We start from the raw sequence: 20,122 nt of genomic DNA, 5'->3' as shown, positions 1-20,122 counted from the left end.
AATTTAACAAAATAGTAAAGCATTTATAATCATCGCTTTACAAAACACCTTTTATATAGGTGTTCGATATCGAACATATAATTTGTTCGATTTTAATACAAACCCAGATCCTTATGAAAAAGACCATAGCCAATATTGTTATTCTAGATGATAGTCCCGAGATATTAATTGCGGCAAGAATGTTACTTAAAAGGCATTTTGAACAGGTAACAAGCATAGATTCTCCAAAAAAAATAACTCATTTTCTAAATGAAAACAAAGTGGATCTTATCCTATTAGATATGAATTATCGCATAGGAGTAGAAGATGGATCCGAGGGAATATTTTGGTTAAAACAAATACAAGAGCTCTCTCCTAATACACAAATAATTTTGATGAGCTCCTTTGGTAATTTAACCACGGCTATACAAGGCATTAAACTAGGAGCAATGGACTATATCTTAAAGCCATGGAATAACCAGGAATTAATAGATTTAGTTAAACAAGGAGTACAAAAAAGTAGGAAACAAAGTATAATTAAGCAAACTAGCCTACCTCTGAAGGATAGAGAGGATTTTCATGGGGAGGACCCCAATATTGTCAAAGTATATGAGATGGCTAAGAAAGTAGCTAAAACAGATGCTACCACCTTAATTCTAGGGGAAAATGGTACAGGTAAATATGTACTAGCTAAGTATCTTTTTCAAAACTCCAATAGAAATGACAAACCCTTTATCCATGTTGATTTAGGTTCCCTAAATGAAAATTTATTTGAAAGTGAACTATTTGGTTATGCAAAAGGAGCCTTTACTGATGCCAAAATAGATACTGCTGGTAGATTTGAAAACAGCAATGGCGGCACTATTTTCTTAGATGAAATTGCCAATATACCTTTGCATTTACAAGCTAAGCTATTACAGGTTATACAAAATAAATGTATCACTCGCCTAGGGGAAACCCAATCGCGAAAAATAGATGTTCGTATTATTTGTGCCACTAATGCAGATTTGGAACAAATGGTTAAGGATAAGACTTTTCGGGAAGATTTATACTACCGAATAAACACTATCTCATTGCTACTTCCTGCTCTTAGGCAAAGGCCTAAAGATATAGAAGGACTTTTGAGCTACTTTATACAAAAGTATGCAGAGCAATATGGTCAAGAAATACCTACAATTACCCCAGAAACCCTACAAGGTTTAATACAATACAATTGGCCGGGTAATATTAGGGAATTACAAAATAAAGTAGAAAGAGCTATTATACTTTGTGAAGATAACAAGCTATGCTTGCAAGATTTTGATATATCTACCCAGGAGGCAGTAGAACTTACTATGAATATGGAGCAAACCAACTTAGAGCAAATAGAAAAACAAACTATAATCAGAGCCATGCAGCAATATGGTGGTAATATTACACGCTGTTCCCGCGAACTAGGTCTATCCCGTTCTGCTTTATATCGCCGTTTAGAAAAATACCAAATAAACTTTTAATATGCGTGCTTTTTTGTTTTATATCCTTAGAATTATCCTAATACTTGCTTTAAGTACATTAGTGATAATAGTCTACCAAAATGGCTTTATATTTAGTTCAATAATTATAGGCATCACAACAATTGGCTTTATTATTGAACTTTATTACAGTCAAAATAAAATCAATAAAATTACCAATAGTATAATTCAATCTATGATTTATGAAGATTACACTATTGACATGGATATGAACAAAAACAGAGCCTTATATAGTTGTTCCACGCTAAGAAATGTACAAAGACTCTATGATCAGCAAAAGCAAAGCCATAAAGCTAACTTAATACAAGAGTTAGTGTACGATAAGCTTTTAAATAGTCTAGAGACGGGGATTCTTATTCTAGAAAAGCAAAAAGATGCTAGGTGGAAGATCTTCTTAATAAATGATTATTTTACTAATCTATTTTCCATTCCTAAGATAAACTCTTGGAAAAGTTTGAGTAAATCAATCCATGGATTTACCCAGCATATAGAGAAATTAGATTTTAAAGAATCTAAAGAGACTATTGAAATTAAAATTAATAATGATACCCTTCAAACCTTCATCTTACAAACAAGTATTACCAAAAGTCCACAGAATCAATATTATATTATCCTACTTGACTCTATTCAAAAAGTATTAGACAAAAAAGAAAAAGACACTTGGGAGAACCTTCTTAAAGTTATTTCTCATGAGATTATGAACTCGCTTACACCTATTCATTCTCTAGCCCATAATACAAGAGAAATCCTACAAACTCCTAGCTTAGAACAAGAGGATATGGATGACTTATTGTTAAGTGTAGAAACGATAATTAATCGAACCCAACATTTAAAACAATTTATCGACAACTATAGAAAGCTTACTATGTTGCCACTACCCAATAAAAAGCCAACCAAAATAAAAAATACCTTAGATAATGTATATGCCATTTTAAGAACGTTTTTGGAGCAAAAAGACATCGTATTTGAACTCCAATGCTCTCAAGATCTAGAAGTAAACTGGGATCCATTACAAATGGAGCAGGTATTCATTAATCTTCTAACTAATGCAATGTATGCAGTTGAAAAGCAAAATAAACCCCGATATATTACCTGTAAAGTCCATTGTACAAATCATCGACTAAACATAGATTTTATCGATAACGGTCCTGGTATTACTAGTGAAATACAAAAGAAAATATTCATCCCGTTTTATACCACAAGGATAGAAGGAGCAGGAATAGGACTACCGCTAAGTAAAAATATTGTAGAAATGCATAATGGTACATTAAGCTACTGTTTTGTAGAAAATCAAAGTATATTCACTTGTAGTTTTGCTTTAAATAACTAGAGGCAGTGTTTCCACTACCTCTACATTTTTTATTTAAATACTGTTTTATATTATTGTATTTTCTTTACACTACCTGAAGAGCTAGTATTAGACTCCACAATACTTGCTTGTCCTTTATAGCTTATACTACCTGAAGAAGAAGCGCGTCCAAATACTTTTTGATTTACCAAGAAGCGCATAGAACCGGAGGAGGAAGCTTTCCCTTGTAAATCATCTGTTTCAAAATCTAAGGCTTTAATAGATCCTGAACTACTCACAGAAGCTTGTGTTTCTTTAGCATGTCCCGTTAAAAGAATATCGGCAGAACTACTACAACTTACCTCCATTTGTTTTGTATGTACAATAGCTTCAATATTAGCAGAAGAAGTTGCCTTTAGGCTAGAAGCATCTGTAACTTGGAAAACCCCTTCAACATCGGCAGAAGAACTACTTGTGATAGTTAAATTATCGCATTGCACTGATTTTGCCTGTACTTTTGCTGAAGAACTACTATTAATAGTAAATACCTTTGTTTTAATTTCATTCTCTAAATTAATTTTCCCACTTGAACTAGCATAAGCTGCTACTAGAGTTGGATTACTCACCTTCACATGTACTTTTCGGATAGAAATAACATTATTAAATATTTTAAATTTCTTACCTTTTCTATCACTGCTGCTAGAAACTTTCGAGTTTTCAATATAAATATTTAAAACACCTTGATTGTCTACCTCTGTTTTTACATATTGTAGATCCTCACTATCCTCCACATCTACTTCTACACTTTTAGAATTTCCAATGGAAAAATCCACTACTATACCTTGAGAAACTTTAATAGCATCAAAATCTCCCACCTCTCTTTTCTCCTTAGTTTGAGCAAGACCACTTAAACCTACTAAAAGAAACAATAAAAATAATTTTCTCATAATTTAATATTATTGGTTAGGTTAATTGACAATAAAACCTTCAATGAGAAGAGCTTAAAATTCAATTCCAATAAAATTACTTAAAAAAAAAGCAATAAAAAAAAACATTCTACCCAATTGTAGAATGTTCTTAAAATTATTTTTATCTATAACTCTTTAGTTGGATCCCAAAAGAGTGATTTAAAATCTTTTACTTTATTGTCTAACACAAGCACAGACTCACTTTCTAAGAGTTGCTGCATAAGATTTATTCCTTGAAAATATTTCTTTCCAGTTAATAAGCCATCTTTATTAACTACCCGATGAGCTGGAATATCCATCTCTGCTTTAGAGGAGTTTAAAGCATATCCAACCACTCTAGCAGATTTTGCACTACCAAGGTAGTTTGCAATAGCGCCATAGGTTGTAACTCTTCCAAAAGGAATAAGACGCACTACTTGAAATACTCTTTCAAAAAAATCCCTTTCTGCCATTATTTGTTTAACGCCACAATTTATAAATAGTAATTAAGCAAATTACTCCAGTAATAGTCCCTATTACATAATTTAAATTATTCAAGATAAATCCATCCTTATTTTGCCTTTTTTCAAATAACAATATGTAGAGATAAAACATTAAAGCCGAACCTATTGTTACCCCTAAAGAAAAAACAGTTGTATTAGCAAAATGAAAAATATCATATTCATAACTTGCTAAAGTGACACTTAAGAAAACGTAATAAGGAATAGAAAAAACATTTATAAGGGCTAATAATGCCCCATAAATAAATGGTTTATTCTTTCTTGTAGTATCTAATTTACTATCTGGTTTTTTCTTCTTTGCAAAACCTAAAAAATAAATGGTTAATCCTCCAAAGATGATCAATCCTATCTCATGTAATATCTCCGTTATAAAATCACTAGATTCAATAAGTCTTGCGAAAAAAACAGCGATATAAGTCTGAACAAAAATGACTATTAAAGCACCTAATACATATTGAAAGACATTTTTACCCCCATGCTCTTTGGCTATTTTCACAGCAGTCATATTAAGTAACCCTGGTAGGGATACTCCTAATAAAGCTGCAATAAATCCAAAAATCAATAATGTTAGAGCCTCCATACTTACACCTTATTTAATTCTAAACTGGATATAAGTAATTGCCTTATTTTGCTCTAAATATTGGGATTCGTAAAAAGTTTGTATTTCTGTAACTACACTTGGAGCTCCCTCATTTTTATATACATGATGATTTGCATATAAAACCTCATGACCTTCACCATGCAATAAACCTAGCGTATACCCATGCATAAACTCACTATCAGTTTTTAAGTTTACAATTCCATCGCTACTTAAAACTTTTTTATAACGTTGTAAGAATTCCGAGTTAGTTAAACGGTGTTTGGTTCTTTTATATTTAATTTGTGGGTCTGGGAAAGTAATCCATATTTCACTTACTTCACCTTCTGCGAAAGCATTTTCTAAAAGCTCAATTTGTGTACGAATAAAAGCTACATTCTCAAGGCCAGATTCCACAGCAGTTTTGGCACCTCTCCAAAATCTTGCTCCTTTAATATCAATTCCAATAAAGTTTTTCTCTGGAAAACGCTTAGCTAATTCAACAGTATATTCTCCTTTACCACATCCTAATTCTAAAACAATAGGATTATCATTTTTAAAGAATTCTTGTGCCCACTTACCTTTCAAAGGCAAACCTTCTATCATTTGCTCTCTAGTTGGCTGAAACACGTTTGCGAACGTCTCGTTTTCTTTAAATCTCTTTAATTTATTCTTACTTCCCACCTTAATGTCTTTTATAAAATTTGAGCAAAATTAAATAAATATAATGAAAGTAATGTTCTAATTTTCTTTTTTACTTCTTATAGTGTATTATAAATCAGAAAGAATCCGTTTTCTAGGCCTTTTCTATAGTAAAAGAAAATTCTGAACCATAGCCATAACTACTTTCAACATAGATGTGTTCGCCATGGGCCTCCACAATATGCTTAACGATGGATAATCCTAAACCCGAACCTCCAACCACTCTAGATCCACTTTTATCAATGCGATAAAAACGTTCAAAAAGCCTTGGTATGAATTCTTTGCGTATACCTTCACCATTATCGGTAATTCGGATTATTAATTTATTATTGACTAAATCTTCTATACTCACCTCAGTGGTTCCTTTATTTTTACCGTATTTAATGGAATTTTCAACTAAATTAGTGATAACCTGTCCTATTCTATCTTTATCACCTTTGACATAAATAGGCTTATCATAACTTAAATCGAACAACAAAGAAATACCATTTTTCTTAGCCTTATACTCTAGAAAATTAAATACCTCATGTATGCTTTCTACAATGTCAAAAGTAGATATATCCAAGTGTAAATCCCCAGTTTCTAATTTGGAAATCATATCTAGGTCTTTGACAATATAAATTAATCGTTCTACCCCCTGGGCAGCACGATCTAAATACTGATCTCTTATCTTTAAGTCATCTACCGCGCCATCTATTAAGGTCTCTAAATAGCTTTGTACAGTAAATAATGGCGTTTTTAATTCATGAGAGATATTACCTAAAAACTCTCTTCGATATTCTTCTCTAACTTGCAAAGATTCAATCTCTATCTTTTTCTTTTTAGCAAAATTCTGGATTTCTTGGGTTAAAGTAGTCATATCAGTTGTCACCGCTTTACTGCGAAGATCACTGTGTTCCAATAAAGATACATTATTATATATCTTTTGAATTCTACGATAGATAAAATTTTCTACTCTATATTGAATGATAAAAAAACAAATGACAAAAATCAGGAATAACTGTATGGGGTAAAACCACCAAACAGCATCAAAGAAAAATAACTCTAAAGCTAGTAGCATTATACTTGTAACAATAGAGATGTAAATAGCACTCTTTAAAGCGAATTTATAGGATTTTTTAAAATGCGTTGACATATTACAGATTAAGCTTTAGGTTCAAACTTATACCCTACCCCTTTTATGGTTTTAAAAAGATCCTCTCCAATTTTCTCTCTTAGCTTTCTAATATGCACATCAATTGTCCTACCTCCAACAACAACCTCGTTACCCCATACTAGATCTAGAATTTCTTCTCGAGTAAAAACCTTTCCTGGTTTACTAGTTAGTAAAGACAATAATTCAAATTCTTTTCTAGGTAGGTTTAATTCTATATCCCCGTGAACTACCTTATAGGTATCTCTGTTCACAGATAAATCACCAACTACAATATTATTAGAGTCATTAACCTCTACCGATTTTCTACGACGCAGAAGCGCCTTAACCTTACTCATTAAAACTTTTGGTCTAACGGGCTTAGTGATATAATCATCTGCTCCAGCATCAAAACCTGCTACTTGAGAATAATCCTCTCCTCTTGCTGTTAAAAAAGTAATAATGGTATCTTCAAAACCATCCGTTTTTCTAATTATCTCACATGCCTCTACTCCATCCATTTCAGGCATCATCACATCAAGAATAATTAAGTCAGGTCTAAATTCTAAAGCAGCTGCTACAGCTTTTTTACCATTATTTGCTGTTTGTACTTTATAGCCCTCCTGTTGTAAATTATATCCTATAATGTCTAAAATATCTTGCTCATCGTCTACTAAAAGTATCTTAATATCTTGATTTTTCATAATGTGATTGTGTGTTAAGAGCCCAAATATAGAGGATTCCTAATTAGTAAATGATAAATTTACAATAATTTAATGTCTTAACCATTTGCTAACATTAGAAACTGTTAATCTTAAAATTCACTTAACTTAAAGTCCAACAAATGCAGTGTTATTTGCAAAAGAATTACAACACTGAACTTATGAAATTACAATTCGCAATCGGTACTCTTTTAGCCTGCATTACTTCCATTGCACAAAACGGAAACGTAAAAGGTACTCTTAAAGATTATCAGAATCAAGAACCTTTAGCCTTCGCCTCTGTTATAGTACAACAGACTAATCAAGGCTTTACCACAGATATAGATGGTAACTATAGTTTTGACTTATCCCCTGGAAATTATGACTTAACTTTCCAATACGTAGGATACAATTCAGAACAGAAAACAATCCAAGTGGAACCTGAAAAAACCATTACAATCGATATGGAGCTCTTAGATGATTCTACTCAGTTGGAAGATGTGGTTTTAATAGCAACTCGATCTAGAGCTAATGAATCTACTTTATTGTTAGATCAACAAAGATCGGCACAAATACAACAGCATATTGGCTCTCAAGAATTAGCAAAAAAAGGGGTTAGTGATGCGGCAGGTGCTGTAGTTAAAACAACAGGTGTTTCTAAACAAGAAGGCAGTGGAACTATCTTTGTAAGAGGATTAGGAGATAGATATAATAGCTCCTATTATAATGCTATGCCTCTTTCCTCAGATGATCCAGAAAAGAAAAACATCAACTTAGGTATATTTAATACCGATATCATTGAATATATATCAATAGATAAGACCTACAATGTATCTTCTTATGGAGATTTTGCTGGAGGAAATATAGATATAAACTCTAAAAAACACAATGCTGCCCCATACCTACAAGTATCTATGGGATCCAACATTAATACCAACGCAACTGGTCATACTCCTTTTAAAGTTTTATCTGGAAGAGATTATTTTGGGTTTTCTAATAACAACATGCCAAAAAATGCTTTATCCTCTTATAAGTTTACCCATTCAACACAAACAAAATCACAAGATCCAATAGGAGCTTCCTTAGGTCTAAATACTGGGAAAACCTTCTACTTTGGACAAAGTACATTAAACCTTTTTGCAACCGCGTCTTTTTCTAATGATTATAAATATAGACAAGGGGTTAGTAGAACAGCGCAAGCTCAGGATATATTCACAAAGGATTTAAACTTACAATCTTACCAATACAGCACAAATACCACTGCAATGTTTAATGCTGACTTTGATTATAATCCTAATAACTCCATTAAATATAATTTCCTATTTATTAATGACTCTCAGGAAAAAAATGACCTTTATAACGGATATATAGTAGATGTTACTCCTGATAGACAAGAGAGTGAAACTCTAATCCAAAGACAACAATACAAACAAAATCGTCTTTTTGTAAATCAGCTTTTAGGTTCTCATACTATTACGGATCAAATTCAAGTAAACTGGGGAGCTTCTGCAAATGATGTTTCTTCTCGAACACCAGATCGTCAACAATATATGCTAAACCAGGTAATTGGTAAAGAACAATATGTATTTGCAACCAATGCACGTTCAAACAATAATAGATACTTTGAAAATTTATCGGAAAGAGAATATGCTGCATCTTTAGCGGTAGACTATAAATTTGCTTTAGATGACGATCAGAACTATAAAGCTAAATTAACTCTTGGTTATAACGGAAGAACAAAAGATAGAAAGTTCCAAGCCACACAATATGTTTTTGGAATCAATAATACCTACAATAACAATATTGACCCAAATAACTTAGATGCATTTTTTAACCAAGCTAACTTTTCCCAAGGTTATTTCGATATATATACCTTTAGAGGTGGATCAACAACTCCAAATGCTCTTAAACCTCAAACTTATGAAGGTAAACTAGATATTCAAGCAGGTTTTGCTAATCTTCAATACCAACTAAGTCCTCGATTAACAGGTGTTTTAGGAGTTCGATTTGAAACTATCAGCCAAAAAGTAACTTGGCAAACCCAACTAGATAGTAAAACTACAAGCGATAAATTAGATAAAAATGCCGTTTTACCAGCACTACATTTAAAATACGCTTTAACGGATTTACAGAATCTACGTCTTGCTATGTCCAAGACCTATACGCTTCCTCAGTTCAAGGAAAGAGCTAGATTCATTTATGAAGACGTAACAGAGATAAAGGTAGGAAACCCAGATGTTTATGCTTCAGATGATTATAACTTAGATTTAAAGTGGGAGTTTTTCCCTAAAAATGACGAAGTGTTCGCTGTTACTGCTTTTGGAAAATACATAAAGAACCCAATAAACGAAATTGTAATGGCATCCTCTTCAAATGATATCACTTATGCCAATACTGGAGATTATGGAGTAGCTTATGGTGCAGAGATAGAAATTAAAAAAGATATTATCCACTTTAGCGATGTACAAACCAATAAATTATCTGCTGGATTAAATGCTTCCATTATGAAGACTTATCAAAAATTGGATAATGAAAAAGTGAATAGAGAAAACCGCTACATCAACACTTTATTTACCCACAAAAGTTCAGCCTTTACTGGAGCTTCAGACTTATTACTTAATGCAGATATTACTTATACAAAGCAATGGGAAGAATCAGCGTTTTTAGCAACTCTTTCTTATGCGCATTTCTCTGACAAATTGCAAAGTATAGGAACAGAAGGAAGTGGTAACTTAGTAGATAAGGCTTTTGGAGTACTAGATTTTAATGCTAAATACCAGTGGAATAAACACTTTGCTATTGGATTAAGCGCTAAAAACTTATTAGATCCTAGAATTCAAAGAAAGCAAGAAAATCTGACTAAAGATCTACTAGTACAATCTTATAAATTAGGACAGAATATTAGCCTGAGTTTAAGCTATAAGTTTTAAACTATTGTTATAAAAATATTTTTTCCTATGGATTAATGCCTCAAAAAGCTAAATGCTCTTTGAGGCATTTTCTTTTTGGTACAGAGCAAAATAACCTACTTAACCTCTAATTAACAAAAGAGATTATATGACACTGATATTCTTAATAATTCATTGACAATACCTTAACGCCTTTTGCTAAAACAAAAGGCATATTTGTATAACAATAAACCAAATAACAACACGATGAAAAAAATCTTTAGATCAGTAGTAACATTAGGACTAATTGGAGCAATATTCGCAAGTTGCTCAAGTACAGACGATAGTAATTATGAAGATGATAACAAAAAGCCTGAAAACAAATTAGGAGGAACCTATAAAAAAGGAGATGTATTAGAATTAGATGCATCCATTGTTTATCAACTTTCAGAGAAATTGGAAATGCAAGATGGTTCTGTTTTAAGAATTCCAGCAGGAACAAAAATCATTGGAACAGGAGGAACATCTTCTTATATCGCAATTGGCCAAGGAGCAAAAATTTATGCAGAAGGAACTAAAACAAACCCTATTATACTTACAGCAGACATCCAGAAAAGAGGTAGTTGGGGAGGCTTAGTAATCTGTGGAAAAGCTCCAATTAATAAAGGAAAAACAGCAATAGCTGAAGTATCTGACTTAACTTATGGTGGAGATATAATAGATGATAATTCAGGAGTGGTAAAGTATCTACGTATTGAATATGCAGGAGCTAACTACAATGCGGAAAAAGAATTCAATGGATTAAGTATGTTTGGAGTTGGAAACGGTACTACCATAGAGTATGTTCAAACACATGAAGGATCAGATGATGGATTTGAATGGTTTGGTGGAACAGTTAACACTAAATACTTAGTATCTACAAATAATGATGATGACCAATTTGACTGGACAGAAGGATGGAATGGTACCAATGAGAACTGGTTCTCAATACAAAAAGGAGTTGCTGATAAAGGTTTTGAAGCAGACAATAACAGTAAAGACCATAATGCCTCACCGGTATCCTCTCCTACAATCAAAAATATTACTTTAATTGGTTCACCAGAGGCTCCTGTAGATGGTAAGCCAAGAACTGCTTTACATTTAAGAGTAGGTACTAAAGCCAATATTGAGAATATCTACTTAAAAAACTTCCAAGTTGGAATACTTGTAGAAAACGATGCTACAATAGATCATATTGGTAAAGGTTTACAAGTTAAAAATGTGCAATTTGATCAAGTAGAGAAAAAATATACCATTTTAGATAATAATGCTCAAGATGTTACCAACAACAATATTTTAGTAGAAGGAAATAACCAAGGTGCTGGTGCTGGTGCAAAAATTCCAGAGTGGGCTAAGGGATGGACAGTTGGTCTTAGTGACTAAATATTCATAAAATATGTTAATTTTTAAGTTTTGTCTCAAAAGGGCAAAACTTAATTCTTTTATATATAGATTTTTTTTTGTACTTTTATTGTATAAATACGATAGCCATGGCAAAAAACTACATCTATTCTTTTTTATTGCTCCTAGCAATGCTTGGAAGCAGTAGTATTATGGCACAACAAGGCCTACAACCTAATCAGGCAAACCACTCTACTCAAAGTATTGAGGGGTTATCTATTTATCCTAATCCGACAATGATTAATAGTACGATTTATATAGAATCTACTAAAAATGCTCCTAAAGAAGTGGAGTTATATAATATTGTTGGAAAAAAAATGCTGTCCGTAACTTTACATAATAAAGAACTAGTTTTACCATATAGTGTAAATGCTGGCATCTATATTATGAAAGTAAGAGAAGATAATGCAACAGCTACTCGAAAAATAATAGTTAAATAATAATCAATACTATACTTTACTTAATAGCATCAATTTTTGATGCTATTTTTATTTATACTTTTGTAAAAATTTTACGCTTGTGTTTACACCATCAGAAATAACCCAAATACAGACAAAAAAAGAATTTCATAAGATAGCAATGAAAGTATATCGCTATCAGTATGAGAACAACCCAGTATATAAACAATTTTGTGATCTCTTAGATAGAACACCCCTTAAAGTAAAAACATTACTAGATATCCCTTTTCTACCTATAGAGTTTTTTAAAAGCAAAGAAGTTCTTAGTAGTAAAGAGCCCATTGAAGAAACCTTTACTAGTAGTGGGACAACTGGGGCAATTACAAGTAAGCACCATGTAACAGATCTTGACTTCTATGTAGAAAGCTTTAGAAGCGCTTTCTCTTACTTTTATGGTAACATAGAAGATTATGTAGTATTGGCTCTTTTACCTTCCTATTTACAAAGACAAGGCTCTTCTTTAATCTATATGGTACAAGATTTAATTGAAGAATCGAAAAGTGAAGATAGTGGCTTTTATTTAGATAATTATAAGGAATTAGCCCACAAAATAATCGAATTAGATAAGCAAGGGAAAAATGTTCTTCTAATTGGAGTTACATATGCTTTATTGGACTTAATCGAGCTTCAAGGTTTTGAATTAAAGAACACCATTATCATGGAAACTGGAGGTATGAAAGGAAAGAGAAAAGAAATGATACGTCCTGAATTACATCAGATTTTAGCCCAAGGATTTGGTGTGAATAAAATACATAGCGAATACGGTATGACTGAATTACTATCCCAAGGTTATTCTCTAGGAGATGGTATTTTCGATACCCCTCCTTGGATGGAAATATTAATTAGAGATACTCAGGATGCTTTTAATTATATGCCACCAGGAAAAACAGGTGGGGTTAATGTGATTGACCTAGCTAATATTAATTCTTGTAGCTTTATAGCAACACAAGATTTAGGAAAAAAATACGAAGACGGTACTTTTGAAATCTTAGGACGTTTTGACAATTCAGATATTAGAGGTTGTAACCTAATGATTCAATAATAAGTATTGTTTTAATCACAACAAAAAAAGGTAAACTATATGGGGCATATGCCTTAATAGTTTACCTTTTTTTTATACATCTTAAAAAATACATTTCTCTCTATACTTCTTAAAGCAATTGAGAATATATTATTTATTTAACAACTCTGTCTTCTCTGCAAAATAGTCACAGAAATCGCGCATTGTATCGGCCATTTTTTTATCTTGAGTAGACTTCTCATAAGTATCTGCCATTGCCACTAATGTTTGGTGAAAGAATTTTTTCATTTCATCCACAGGCATATCTTTTGTCCAAAGGTCAATTCGTAAAGTCTCTTGTACCTTATCATCCCAAACAGAAAGTAACATCGCCTTAGAGCGAGCTGCTTCTACTCCTCCATCTTTTGCATTCCAAAGAATTTTTTCAGGAACTCTATTTTCGTCTAATTCTACTCTAATATTAATATCAGAAACGTAATTCTTACTCATTATTTCTTAGGTTTATATTTTGATTTTTGAAAAATTTCTTCTGCGTTTGTATCAAGAAGTTCTTGCAAAGTTACATTATTATTTCGCATATACGAATCTACAATTTGCCATCCTAACCAAGCTCCTATTTTTCCTGGTGCTTGTTCATCAATTTCAAGATAAAACTTCGAAAATGGAGCAGGTTCTATAAATCGTTGGATTAACTTTATGTCTGTAGAAAACAAATAATCATTTTCCATAAAATAGCGCCACATAGACTCTTGGTTTTCCTGACACCACTGTAATTGCTCTTTGGAATATCCCATCAATATATTTTCAGGAACTTTAGGCAGTAAAGCTTTCTGAGCATATAATACCTTCCCATAGAAAACCATTTGAGAAACGTAAACACGATCTCTTGGGGCGCTTATATTTTGTTGTACAAAATTTTTACTTAAATCCGCCAATATCTGATCATCATTAAAGTCACTTCTCAAATAGTGAGAAAATCCTTTGTAAAATCTATGATCTTGACCTAAGTAAGTATCTAAAGAAAGAAAAACTAAACTATCGGCATAAATAGCCTTTGTTTGTACATCAACTTCACTTATTAAAGTTATCACCTTTTTATTACTACTTTGTGAAGGAAAATAATATTTCACGTGTTGAAAAAAGGCGATTAACTCCTTATTTAGATCCTGTAGGCTTTGGCTAGAGAATTTTTTATCTACTTCCTCATTCAACTCTATAAATAAAGTATCTTTCTTTTTAGCAAGCCAAAAAGAATCCTCTATAGAAGCATTAAATAAGTAAGGGAACCTTTGTTTAACACTAAATAAACTATCATCTGGGGTACCTATAAAAATCTGATCAAAGCGTATAATTTCACTTGTAATAGGTATTTGGGAGATTTGTTTATCTAACTCACTTTGTTTTGAATTACAGCTAACTAAGAAAATTAAAACTACTAGGGCACAAACTCTTGATATTTTAGTAAATTTGAAAAATATATCCATCATCATTTTACATTTTACATTTTAGATGTTACAAAGATATAAAGATAGTCCTATTAGTCACATAATATAAAACCCAATGCTACTTAAAAATTTTAAAGCAAAACAAGTCTCAGAGCATATTGTCACTTGGTTAAAAGACTATGCAAAGCAATCTAAAGTAAAGGGCTTTGTATTAGGTATTTCGGGAGGAATTGACTCTACAGTAGTTTCTACCCTTTGTGCCAAAACTAACTTACCTGTGATTTGTGTAGAGATGCCTATCTATCAACAAAAAAGTCAGGTAGACAGAGCAAAAGAACATATTCAATGGTTAAAAGATAATTTCACTAATGTTACTAGTATAACTACGGATCTTACCCAAAGTTTTCAAACCCTTACACAGGTTTTACCATCAAGTGATAACCAAAGCTTAGAGCAGCTTTCTTTAGCCAATACAAGAGCAAGGTTAAGAATGACTACCCTATATTATATTGCTGGTATCCATCACTGCCTAGTTGTAGGTACTGGAAATAAAATTGAAGATTTCGGAGTAGGATTTTTTACAAAATACGGAGATGGTGGAGTAGATATAAGCCCAATTGCTGATTTGATGAAGTCACAAGTTACAGCATTAGGAGTATATTTAGGGGTTAGTACCAATATTATTAACGCCAAGCCAACCGATGGATTGTTTGGAGATGACAGAAGTGATGAGGACCAGCTAGGGGCTAGTTACCCCGAATTAGAAAAAGCAATGATTGCTTTTGAACAAGGAAAATCCTCCGAGGATTTTAGTGGTAGAGAAAAAGAAGTTTTTGATATTTTTACTCGTCTACATACCATCAATCAACATAAGGTAAACCCTATTCCTATTTGTGTTATACCGAAAGACTTATTATAAAAAACAAGGTCTTGAACTCTTAATAGTCAAGACCTTGTTTATTTTATTTATCCAAGGATTTAAAGCGGGAAATCACCTGTCCTAATCGAAGAGAAAATGTATTCATTAAACTGGTATAATCCATGATTACTCCAAGCATTTCTTCACTTCTTTTTTGATCCGATTCTTTTAACTTCTCTCTGTATTTACTAATAATATTATTAACCAAATACATCCTTAGAGTTAATATTGTTTCGCTAACGTATTGCTCTATACCATCGGTCTTTTTCTTTACAAAAATATTTTGACTCTCCCAATTATGTAAAACTTCCTTTTCATCTTCCATGATAATACTGGTAACCTCAGCAGATAATTCCGGAGATAACTTTACTAAAAACTCTTGTAAATCCCAATTGTCTTGCATAAAACTCTGGATAATCTCTTTATATATTACCTTAAACAAATCATTGGTAAAAGAAATCTCATCTTCCTGTAAGGATAAGAAAATTCGTTCGTATACTTTTTGCTCTATCTTTTGCTCTACTTGTTCAATCTCATTATCTTGGTTAGTTTGATAAACTAACTCGGTGAAGACTGCAGTTGTGTTACCATAAAGTAGTAAAATCTCAATGATCTTCCTTTCCAATAAGTATAACGGGTCTCTTTGAGACTCTTTTTGTGGTTGGTTTTTATGTACAACTTGTAGATTAGACTTATTTTCTTGGAATTTTCTATTTTCCTCTCTTAGTTCTTTTTTAGATTGTTGGGCTAAGGAACTAAATAAAACATCCTCAGAGATATCCATAATACGTGCACATTCTTGTACATAGATTTCCCTTTGAATAGCATCTGGAATTTTAGATATACTAAGAACCATATCCCGTATAAGGTCAGCTTTTTTAATTGGATCATCTTTAACCTGTTCCATTAAAACATTAGCTTTATACCTTATAAAGTCGGTAGAATGCTCTTCAAAATATCTTTCTAATTGCTCTTTTGTATGCTTTTTTGCAAAGCTGTCTGGATCTTCATTAGCCGGCAAGGGACAAACCCTAACATTCATTCCAGCTTCTAAAATTAAATCTACTCCTCGCATAGAGGCCCTAATTCCAGCTTGATCCCCATCAAATAACATGGTAATATTCTTGGAAAGTCTACTTACAAGACGTATTTGATCTGGAGTTAATGCTGTACCGGAAGAAGCTACAACGTTGGTAATACCACTTTGATGCATTTGAATTACATCGGTATACCCCTCTACAATATAACAGTTATCCTGTTTAGCGATTTGTGACTTTGCTTGGGAGATTCCATAGAGCACTTTACTTTTGTGGTAAATGTCACTCTCGGGAGAGTTCAAATATTTAGCTGACTTTTTATCATTGGTTAAAATCCTTGCACCAAATCCTAAAACACGGCCACTCATACTTGTAATAGGAAACATTACACGGCCTTTAAAACGGTCAAACTTCCTACCACTATCCTCCTTAACAATAGTTAAACCTGTTTTTTGAAGGTATTCTAAAGAATACCCCTTGGCTAATGCTTGTGTAGTAAATGCATCCCAACTATCTAAACAATATCCTAGCCCAAACTCTTGGATTGTCTTATCTGTAAACCCTCTTTCTTTAAAATAACTAAGTCCAATAGCTTTACCTTGTTCTGAATTGGTAAGGGTCTCTTGAAAATATTTCTTAGCATATTCACTAACAACAAACATACTTTCCATTTCATTGGTCTGTTGTTTATCCTGTTCACTTTGTTGGGTTTCTTCTACTTCAATATTATATTTTTTTGCTAAGTATCTAATAGCTTCCGGATAGGAAAAATGTTCATGTTCCATTAAAAAGCTAATGACATTCCCTCCTTTTCCTGAACTAAAGTCTTTCCAAATCTGTTTGACTGGAGAGACCATAAATGAAGGTGTTTTCTCGTTAACAAAGGGGCTTAATCCCGTAAAATTACTACCGGCCTTTTTTAAAGTAACAAAATCACCTATTACCTCCTCTACTCTTGCTGCATCAAATACAGCATCAATGGTTGCTTTGGAAATCATATACTACAAAATTAAAAAAGCTTTATTAAATAAATAAAGCTAAGTTATCCTACGTACTTATTTTTTACGTTCAATCACATAATTAACCATTCTACTCAAAGATTCCTTATAAACGGAATCCTCAAACTGATCTAAAATAGCTAAAGCGCGTTTTTGGTACTCAATCATTACCTGTGTGGCATAATCTAAACCTCCTTGTTCTTTTACAAAAGCGATCACTTCCTTCACTCGCCTTTTGTCATTATTGTGATTTTTTATGGAGTTAATAAGCCATTTTCTTTGTTTTGGCTCACACTTATTTAAAGTATAAATCAAAGGTAAAGTCATTTTCTTTTCCTTAATATCAATACCGGTAGGCTTGCCAATAGGACCGTCCGTATAATCAAACAAATCATCTTTTATTTGAAAAGCCATTCCTATGGTCTCTCCAAACAAACGCATCTTTTCAATTAATTCAGGTTGATCCGGACAAACAGATGCTGCCCCTATAGAACAACATGCAGCTATTAAAGTAGCTGTCTTTTGCCTTATTATTTCGAAATAAACATCCTCAGTAATATCTAATCGTCTAGCTTTTTCAATTTGTAAGAGCTCTCCTTCACTCATTTCCCGAACTGCTACTGAGATGATTTTAAGCAAATCAAAATCATCATTATCAATAGAAAGAAGTAATCCTTTTGATAATAGATAATCTCCTACTAAAACAGCTATCTTATTTTTCCATAAGGCATTCAATGAAAAGAAACCTCTACGCTCATTACTATCATCCACAACATCGTCATGAACTAAGGTTGCAGTATGAATTAATTCTATAACCGATGCACCTCTATAGGTACGTTCATTCACTAGGCCTTGATTAACCATTTTTGCAACTAAGAAAACAAACATTGGTCTCATTTGTTTTCCTTTTCGATTAACAATATAGTAAGTGATTCGATTAAGTAATGCTACTTTACTAGACATTGATTTATGAAATTTACTCTCAAAGAGCTCCATCTCCTGTAAAATAGGGCTTTGTATTTCTTGTACTATACTCATTACTTTTAATTGACTATTTATGGATAGGTTTTGCTTAAAAATACGTTTTTTAATTGTAAAAACCACCTTTAAGCTACTAATTCCTATCTGTTATCTTTTAGCAAACAAACATTTATGATTTATTTGCTAATTGACCACATGCTGCATCAATATCTTTCCCTCTACTTCTTCTAACCACTACAGTGATATTGTTTGCTTCAAGAGCATCTATATAGGCTTGTGTAGCACTTTCACTTGCTTGTTGAAATTCTCCATCATCGATAGGATTATATTCAATAAGGTTAACTTTAGAAGGAACATATTTACAAAACTTCACTAAAGCGTCAATACTTTTCTGATCATCGTTGATATCCTTCCAAATTACATACTCAAATGTCACACGACTCTTTGTTTTACTATACCAGTATTCTAGTGATTCTCTTAGATCTGTTAAAGGAAAGTTCTTAGTGAAAGGCATGATCTTATTTCTAGTTTCTTCAATAGCAGAGTGCAAAGAAACAGCTAACTTGAATTTCACTTGGTCGTCTGCTAACTTCTTAATCATTTTAGGAAGACCTGAAGTGGAAACTGTAATTCGCTTTGGACTCATAGCTAGTCCTTCACTAGAGGTAATTTTCTCGATTGCCTTTTGTACGTTATTATAGTTCATTAAAGGCTCTCCCATTCCCATAAAAACAATATTGGATAATGGTATATTATGATTTTCTCTACTTTGTCTATCAATAGTTAAAACTTGGTCATAAATCTCATCTGGATTTAAGTTTCGCATACGTTTTAAACGAGCAGTAGCACAGAATTCACAATCTAAGCTACAACCTACTTGAGAAGAAACACATGCAGTTGTTCTAGTTTTAGTAGGAATTAAAACAGACTCTACAATTAAACCATCATGAAGTTTAACCGCATTTTTAACCGTACCGTCACTACTAACTTGCATATTATCCACTTCAATGTGATTTATCACAAAATTCTCTTGAAGCATCAAACGAGTTTCTTTGGATAAATTACTCATATCCTCAAAGCTATGGGCACCTTTGGTCCATAACCATTCATATACTTGATTACCTCTAAAGGCTTTATCTTTTTGAGATACAAAGAACTCTCTTAATTGCTCTTTGCTCAGGCTTCTAATATCTTTTTTCTCCGTTTGCATAATGCAAAGTTAAATGATTTGTTGGAATACAAAGTATTTTTAATAAGACCTTAATAGGTTTTTGCTTATTATCCTATAAAACAGTCTAGTTATAGGCTAAAATGGAATAAAAAAAAGGGGCTGTCTCAAATGAGATAGCCTCTTTTTTGTACTTTTAAGTAAAAAACACCATTATAATTATTTGAATTTCAATCTAATATACTTAAATTAGTATAAGTAATTCAAGTAAATATGGCAAAACAAGCACCACGTTATAGACTTTACGATCAGAATCAAATGAGTTTGATTCCTCATTCTTTGGAAGATTTCATTCCTGCCTTGCATCCAGTACGCATTGTAAATAAGGTTATCGATGAATTGGACTTAA

The 20,122-nt window shown here is 32.4% G+C and carries 18 protein-coding genes; 7 read left to right on the top strand and 11 right to left on the bottom strand.

Annotated elements, in window-relative coordinates:
• Positions 1-113 precede the first annotated feature (113 nt).
• Both ACYSNX_RS09545 and ACYSNX_RS09540 read left to right on the top strand, forming a co-directional pair.
• Positions 114-1,472 (top strand): sigma-54-dependent transcriptional regulator, encoded by a 1,359-nt coding sequence (locus ACYSNX_RS09545; RefSeq protein ID WP_461754450.1) that lies wholly within the window; start codon positions 114-116, stop codon positions 1,470-1,472.
• Position 1,473: 1 nt separating this feature from the next.
• Complete coding sequence (locus ACYSNX_RS09540; RefSeq protein WP_461754449.1) at positions 1,474-2,820, top strand: sensor histidine kinase; 1,347 nt, start codon at positions 1,474-1,476, stop codon at positions 2,818-2,820.
• 50 nt (positions 2,821-2,870) lie between these two features.
• On the opposite strand, the gene ACYSNX_RS09535 is transcribed toward ACYSNX_RS09540, so the two are convergent.
• From ACYSNX_RS09535 to ACYSNX_RS09510, 6 genes are all read right to left on the bottom strand, one after another.
• Complete coding sequence (locus ACYSNX_RS09535) at positions 2,871-3,725, bottom strand: GIN domain-containing protein (RefSeq protein WP_461754448.1); 855 nt, start codon at positions 3,723-3,725, stop codon at positions 2,871-2,873.
• A gap of 146 nt (positions 3,726-3,871) precedes the next feature.
• The gene (locus tag ACYSNX_RS09530; protein WP_461754447.1) at positions 3,872-4,198 is read right to left on the bottom strand and encodes an MGMT family protein; all 327 of its coding nucleotides are present in this window, start codon (positions 4,196-4,198) and stop codon (positions 3,872-3,874) included.
• Positions 4,199-4,205: 7 nt separating this feature from the next.
• Positions 4,206-4,826: an amino acid permease gene (locus ACYSNX_RS09525; protein WP_461754446.1), complete on the bottom strand. Its 621-nt coding sequence runs from the start codon at positions 4,824-4,826 to the stop codon at positions 4,206-4,208.
• Positions 4,827-4,835: 9 nt separating this feature from the next.
• On the bottom strand, positions 4,836-5,507 hold the full coding sequence (trmB, locus tag ACYSNX_RS09520) for a tRNA (guanosine(46)-N7)-methyltransferase TrmB (protein ID WP_461754445.1): 672 nt from the start codon (positions 5,505-5,507) through the stop codon (positions 4,836-4,838).
• 112 nt (positions 5,508-5,619) lie between these two features.
• Complete coding sequence (locus tag ACYSNX_RS09515) at positions 5,620-6,660, bottom strand: sensor histidine kinase (RefSeq protein ID WP_461754444.1); 1,041 nt, start codon at positions 6,658-6,660, stop codon at positions 5,620-5,622.
• Positions 6,661-6,668: 8 nt separating this feature from the next.
• Positions 6,669-7,361 carry a response regulator transcription factor gene (locus tag ACYSNX_RS09510; RefSeq protein ID WP_461754443.1) on the bottom strand — a complete coding sequence of 231 codons (693 nt, stop codon included), beginning with the start codon at positions 7,359-7,361 and terminating at the stop codon, positions 6,669-6,671.
• 179 nt (positions 7,362-7,540) lie between these two features.
• Here ACYSNX_RS09510 and ACYSNX_RS09505 point away from each other — a divergent pair, with 179 nt between their 5' ends.
• The 4 genes from ACYSNX_RS09505 to ACYSNX_RS09490 all read left to right on the top strand — a co-directional run bounded on the left by ACYSNX_RS09505 (position 7,541) and on the right by ACYSNX_RS09490 (position 13,186).
• The gene (locus ACYSNX_RS09505; RefSeq protein ID WP_461754442.1) at positions 7,541-10,288 is read left to right on the top strand and encodes a TonB-dependent receptor; all 2,748 of its coding nucleotides are present in this window, start codon (positions 7,541-7,543) and stop codon (positions 10,286-10,288) included.
• A 225-nt stretch (positions 10,289-10,513) separates the two neighbouring features.
• Positions 10,514-11,668 (top strand): hypothetical protein, encoded by a 1,155-nt coding sequence (locus ACYSNX_RS09500; RefSeq protein WP_461754441.1) that lies wholly within the window; start codon positions 10,514-10,516, stop codon positions 11,666-11,668.
• A 107-nt stretch (positions 11,669-11,775) separates the two neighbouring features.
• Complete coding sequence (locus ACYSNX_RS09495; protein WP_461754440.1) at positions 11,776-12,126, top strand: T9SS type A sorting domain-containing protein; 351 nt, start codon at positions 11,776-11,778, stop codon at positions 12,124-12,126.
• 79 nt (positions 12,127-12,205) lie between these two features.
• Positions 12,206-13,186, top strand: coding sequence for a LuxE/PaaK family acyltransferase (locus ACYSNX_RS09490; RefSeq protein WP_461754439.1), 981 nt, complete (start codon positions 12,206-12,208; stop codon positions 13,184-13,186).
• A 129-nt stretch (positions 13,187-13,315) separates the two neighbouring features.
• Here ACYSNX_RS09490 and gldC read toward each other — a convergent pair whose 3' ends face one another.
• Positions 13,316-13,654 carry a gliding motility protein GldC gene (gldC, locus tag ACYSNX_RS09485; protein WP_461754438.1) on the bottom strand — a complete coding sequence of 113 codons (339 nt, stop codon included), beginning with the start codon at positions 13,652-13,654 and terminating at the stop codon, positions 13,316-13,318.
• Positions 13,654-14,655: a gliding motility lipoprotein GldB gene (gldB, locus tag ACYSNX_RS09480; RefSeq protein WP_461754437.1), complete on the bottom strand. Its 1,002-nt coding sequence runs from the start codon at positions 14,653-14,655 to the stop codon at positions 13,654-13,656. Before gldB ends, gldC begins: the two co-directional genes overlap by 1 nt.
• Before the next feature lie 70 nt (positions 14,656-14,725).
• On the opposite strand from gldB, the gene nadE reads away from it, so the two are divergent.
• Positions 14,726-15,529, top strand: coding sequence for an NAD(+) synthase (gene nadE, locus ACYSNX_RS09475; protein ID WP_461754436.1), 804 nt, complete (start codon positions 14,726-14,728; stop codon positions 15,527-15,529).
• 43 nt (positions 15,530-15,572) lie between these two features.
• On the opposite strand, the gene dnaG is transcribed toward nadE, so the two are convergent.
• From dnaG to rlmN, 3 genes are all read right to left on the bottom strand, one after another.
• Positions 15,573-17,564, bottom strand: coding sequence for a DNA primase (dnaG, locus tag ACYSNX_RS09470; RefSeq protein WP_461754435.1), 1,992 nt, complete (start codon positions 17,562-17,564; stop codon positions 15,573-15,575).
• A 57-nt stretch (positions 17,565-17,621) separates the two neighbouring features.
• Positions 17,622-18,602 (bottom strand): polyprenyl synthetase family protein, encoded by a 981-nt coding sequence (locus ACYSNX_RS09465; protein ID WP_461754434.1) that lies wholly within the window; start codon positions 18,600-18,602, stop codon positions 17,622-17,624.
• A 112-nt stretch (positions 18,603-18,714) separates the two neighbouring features.
• Complete coding sequence (gene rlmN / locus ACYSNX_RS09460) at positions 18,715-19,755, bottom strand: dual-specificity RNA methyltransferase RlmN (RefSeq protein WP_461754433.1); 1,041 nt, start codon at positions 19,753-19,755, stop codon at positions 18,715-18,717.
• Positions 19,756-20,122: the final 367 nt, after the last annotated feature.

Source organism: Myroides sp. LJL115, assembly GCF_054871665.1.
The sequence above is the reverse complement of the archived record's forward strand: the minus strand, read 5'-3'. Positions and strand labels throughout refer to the sequence as shown.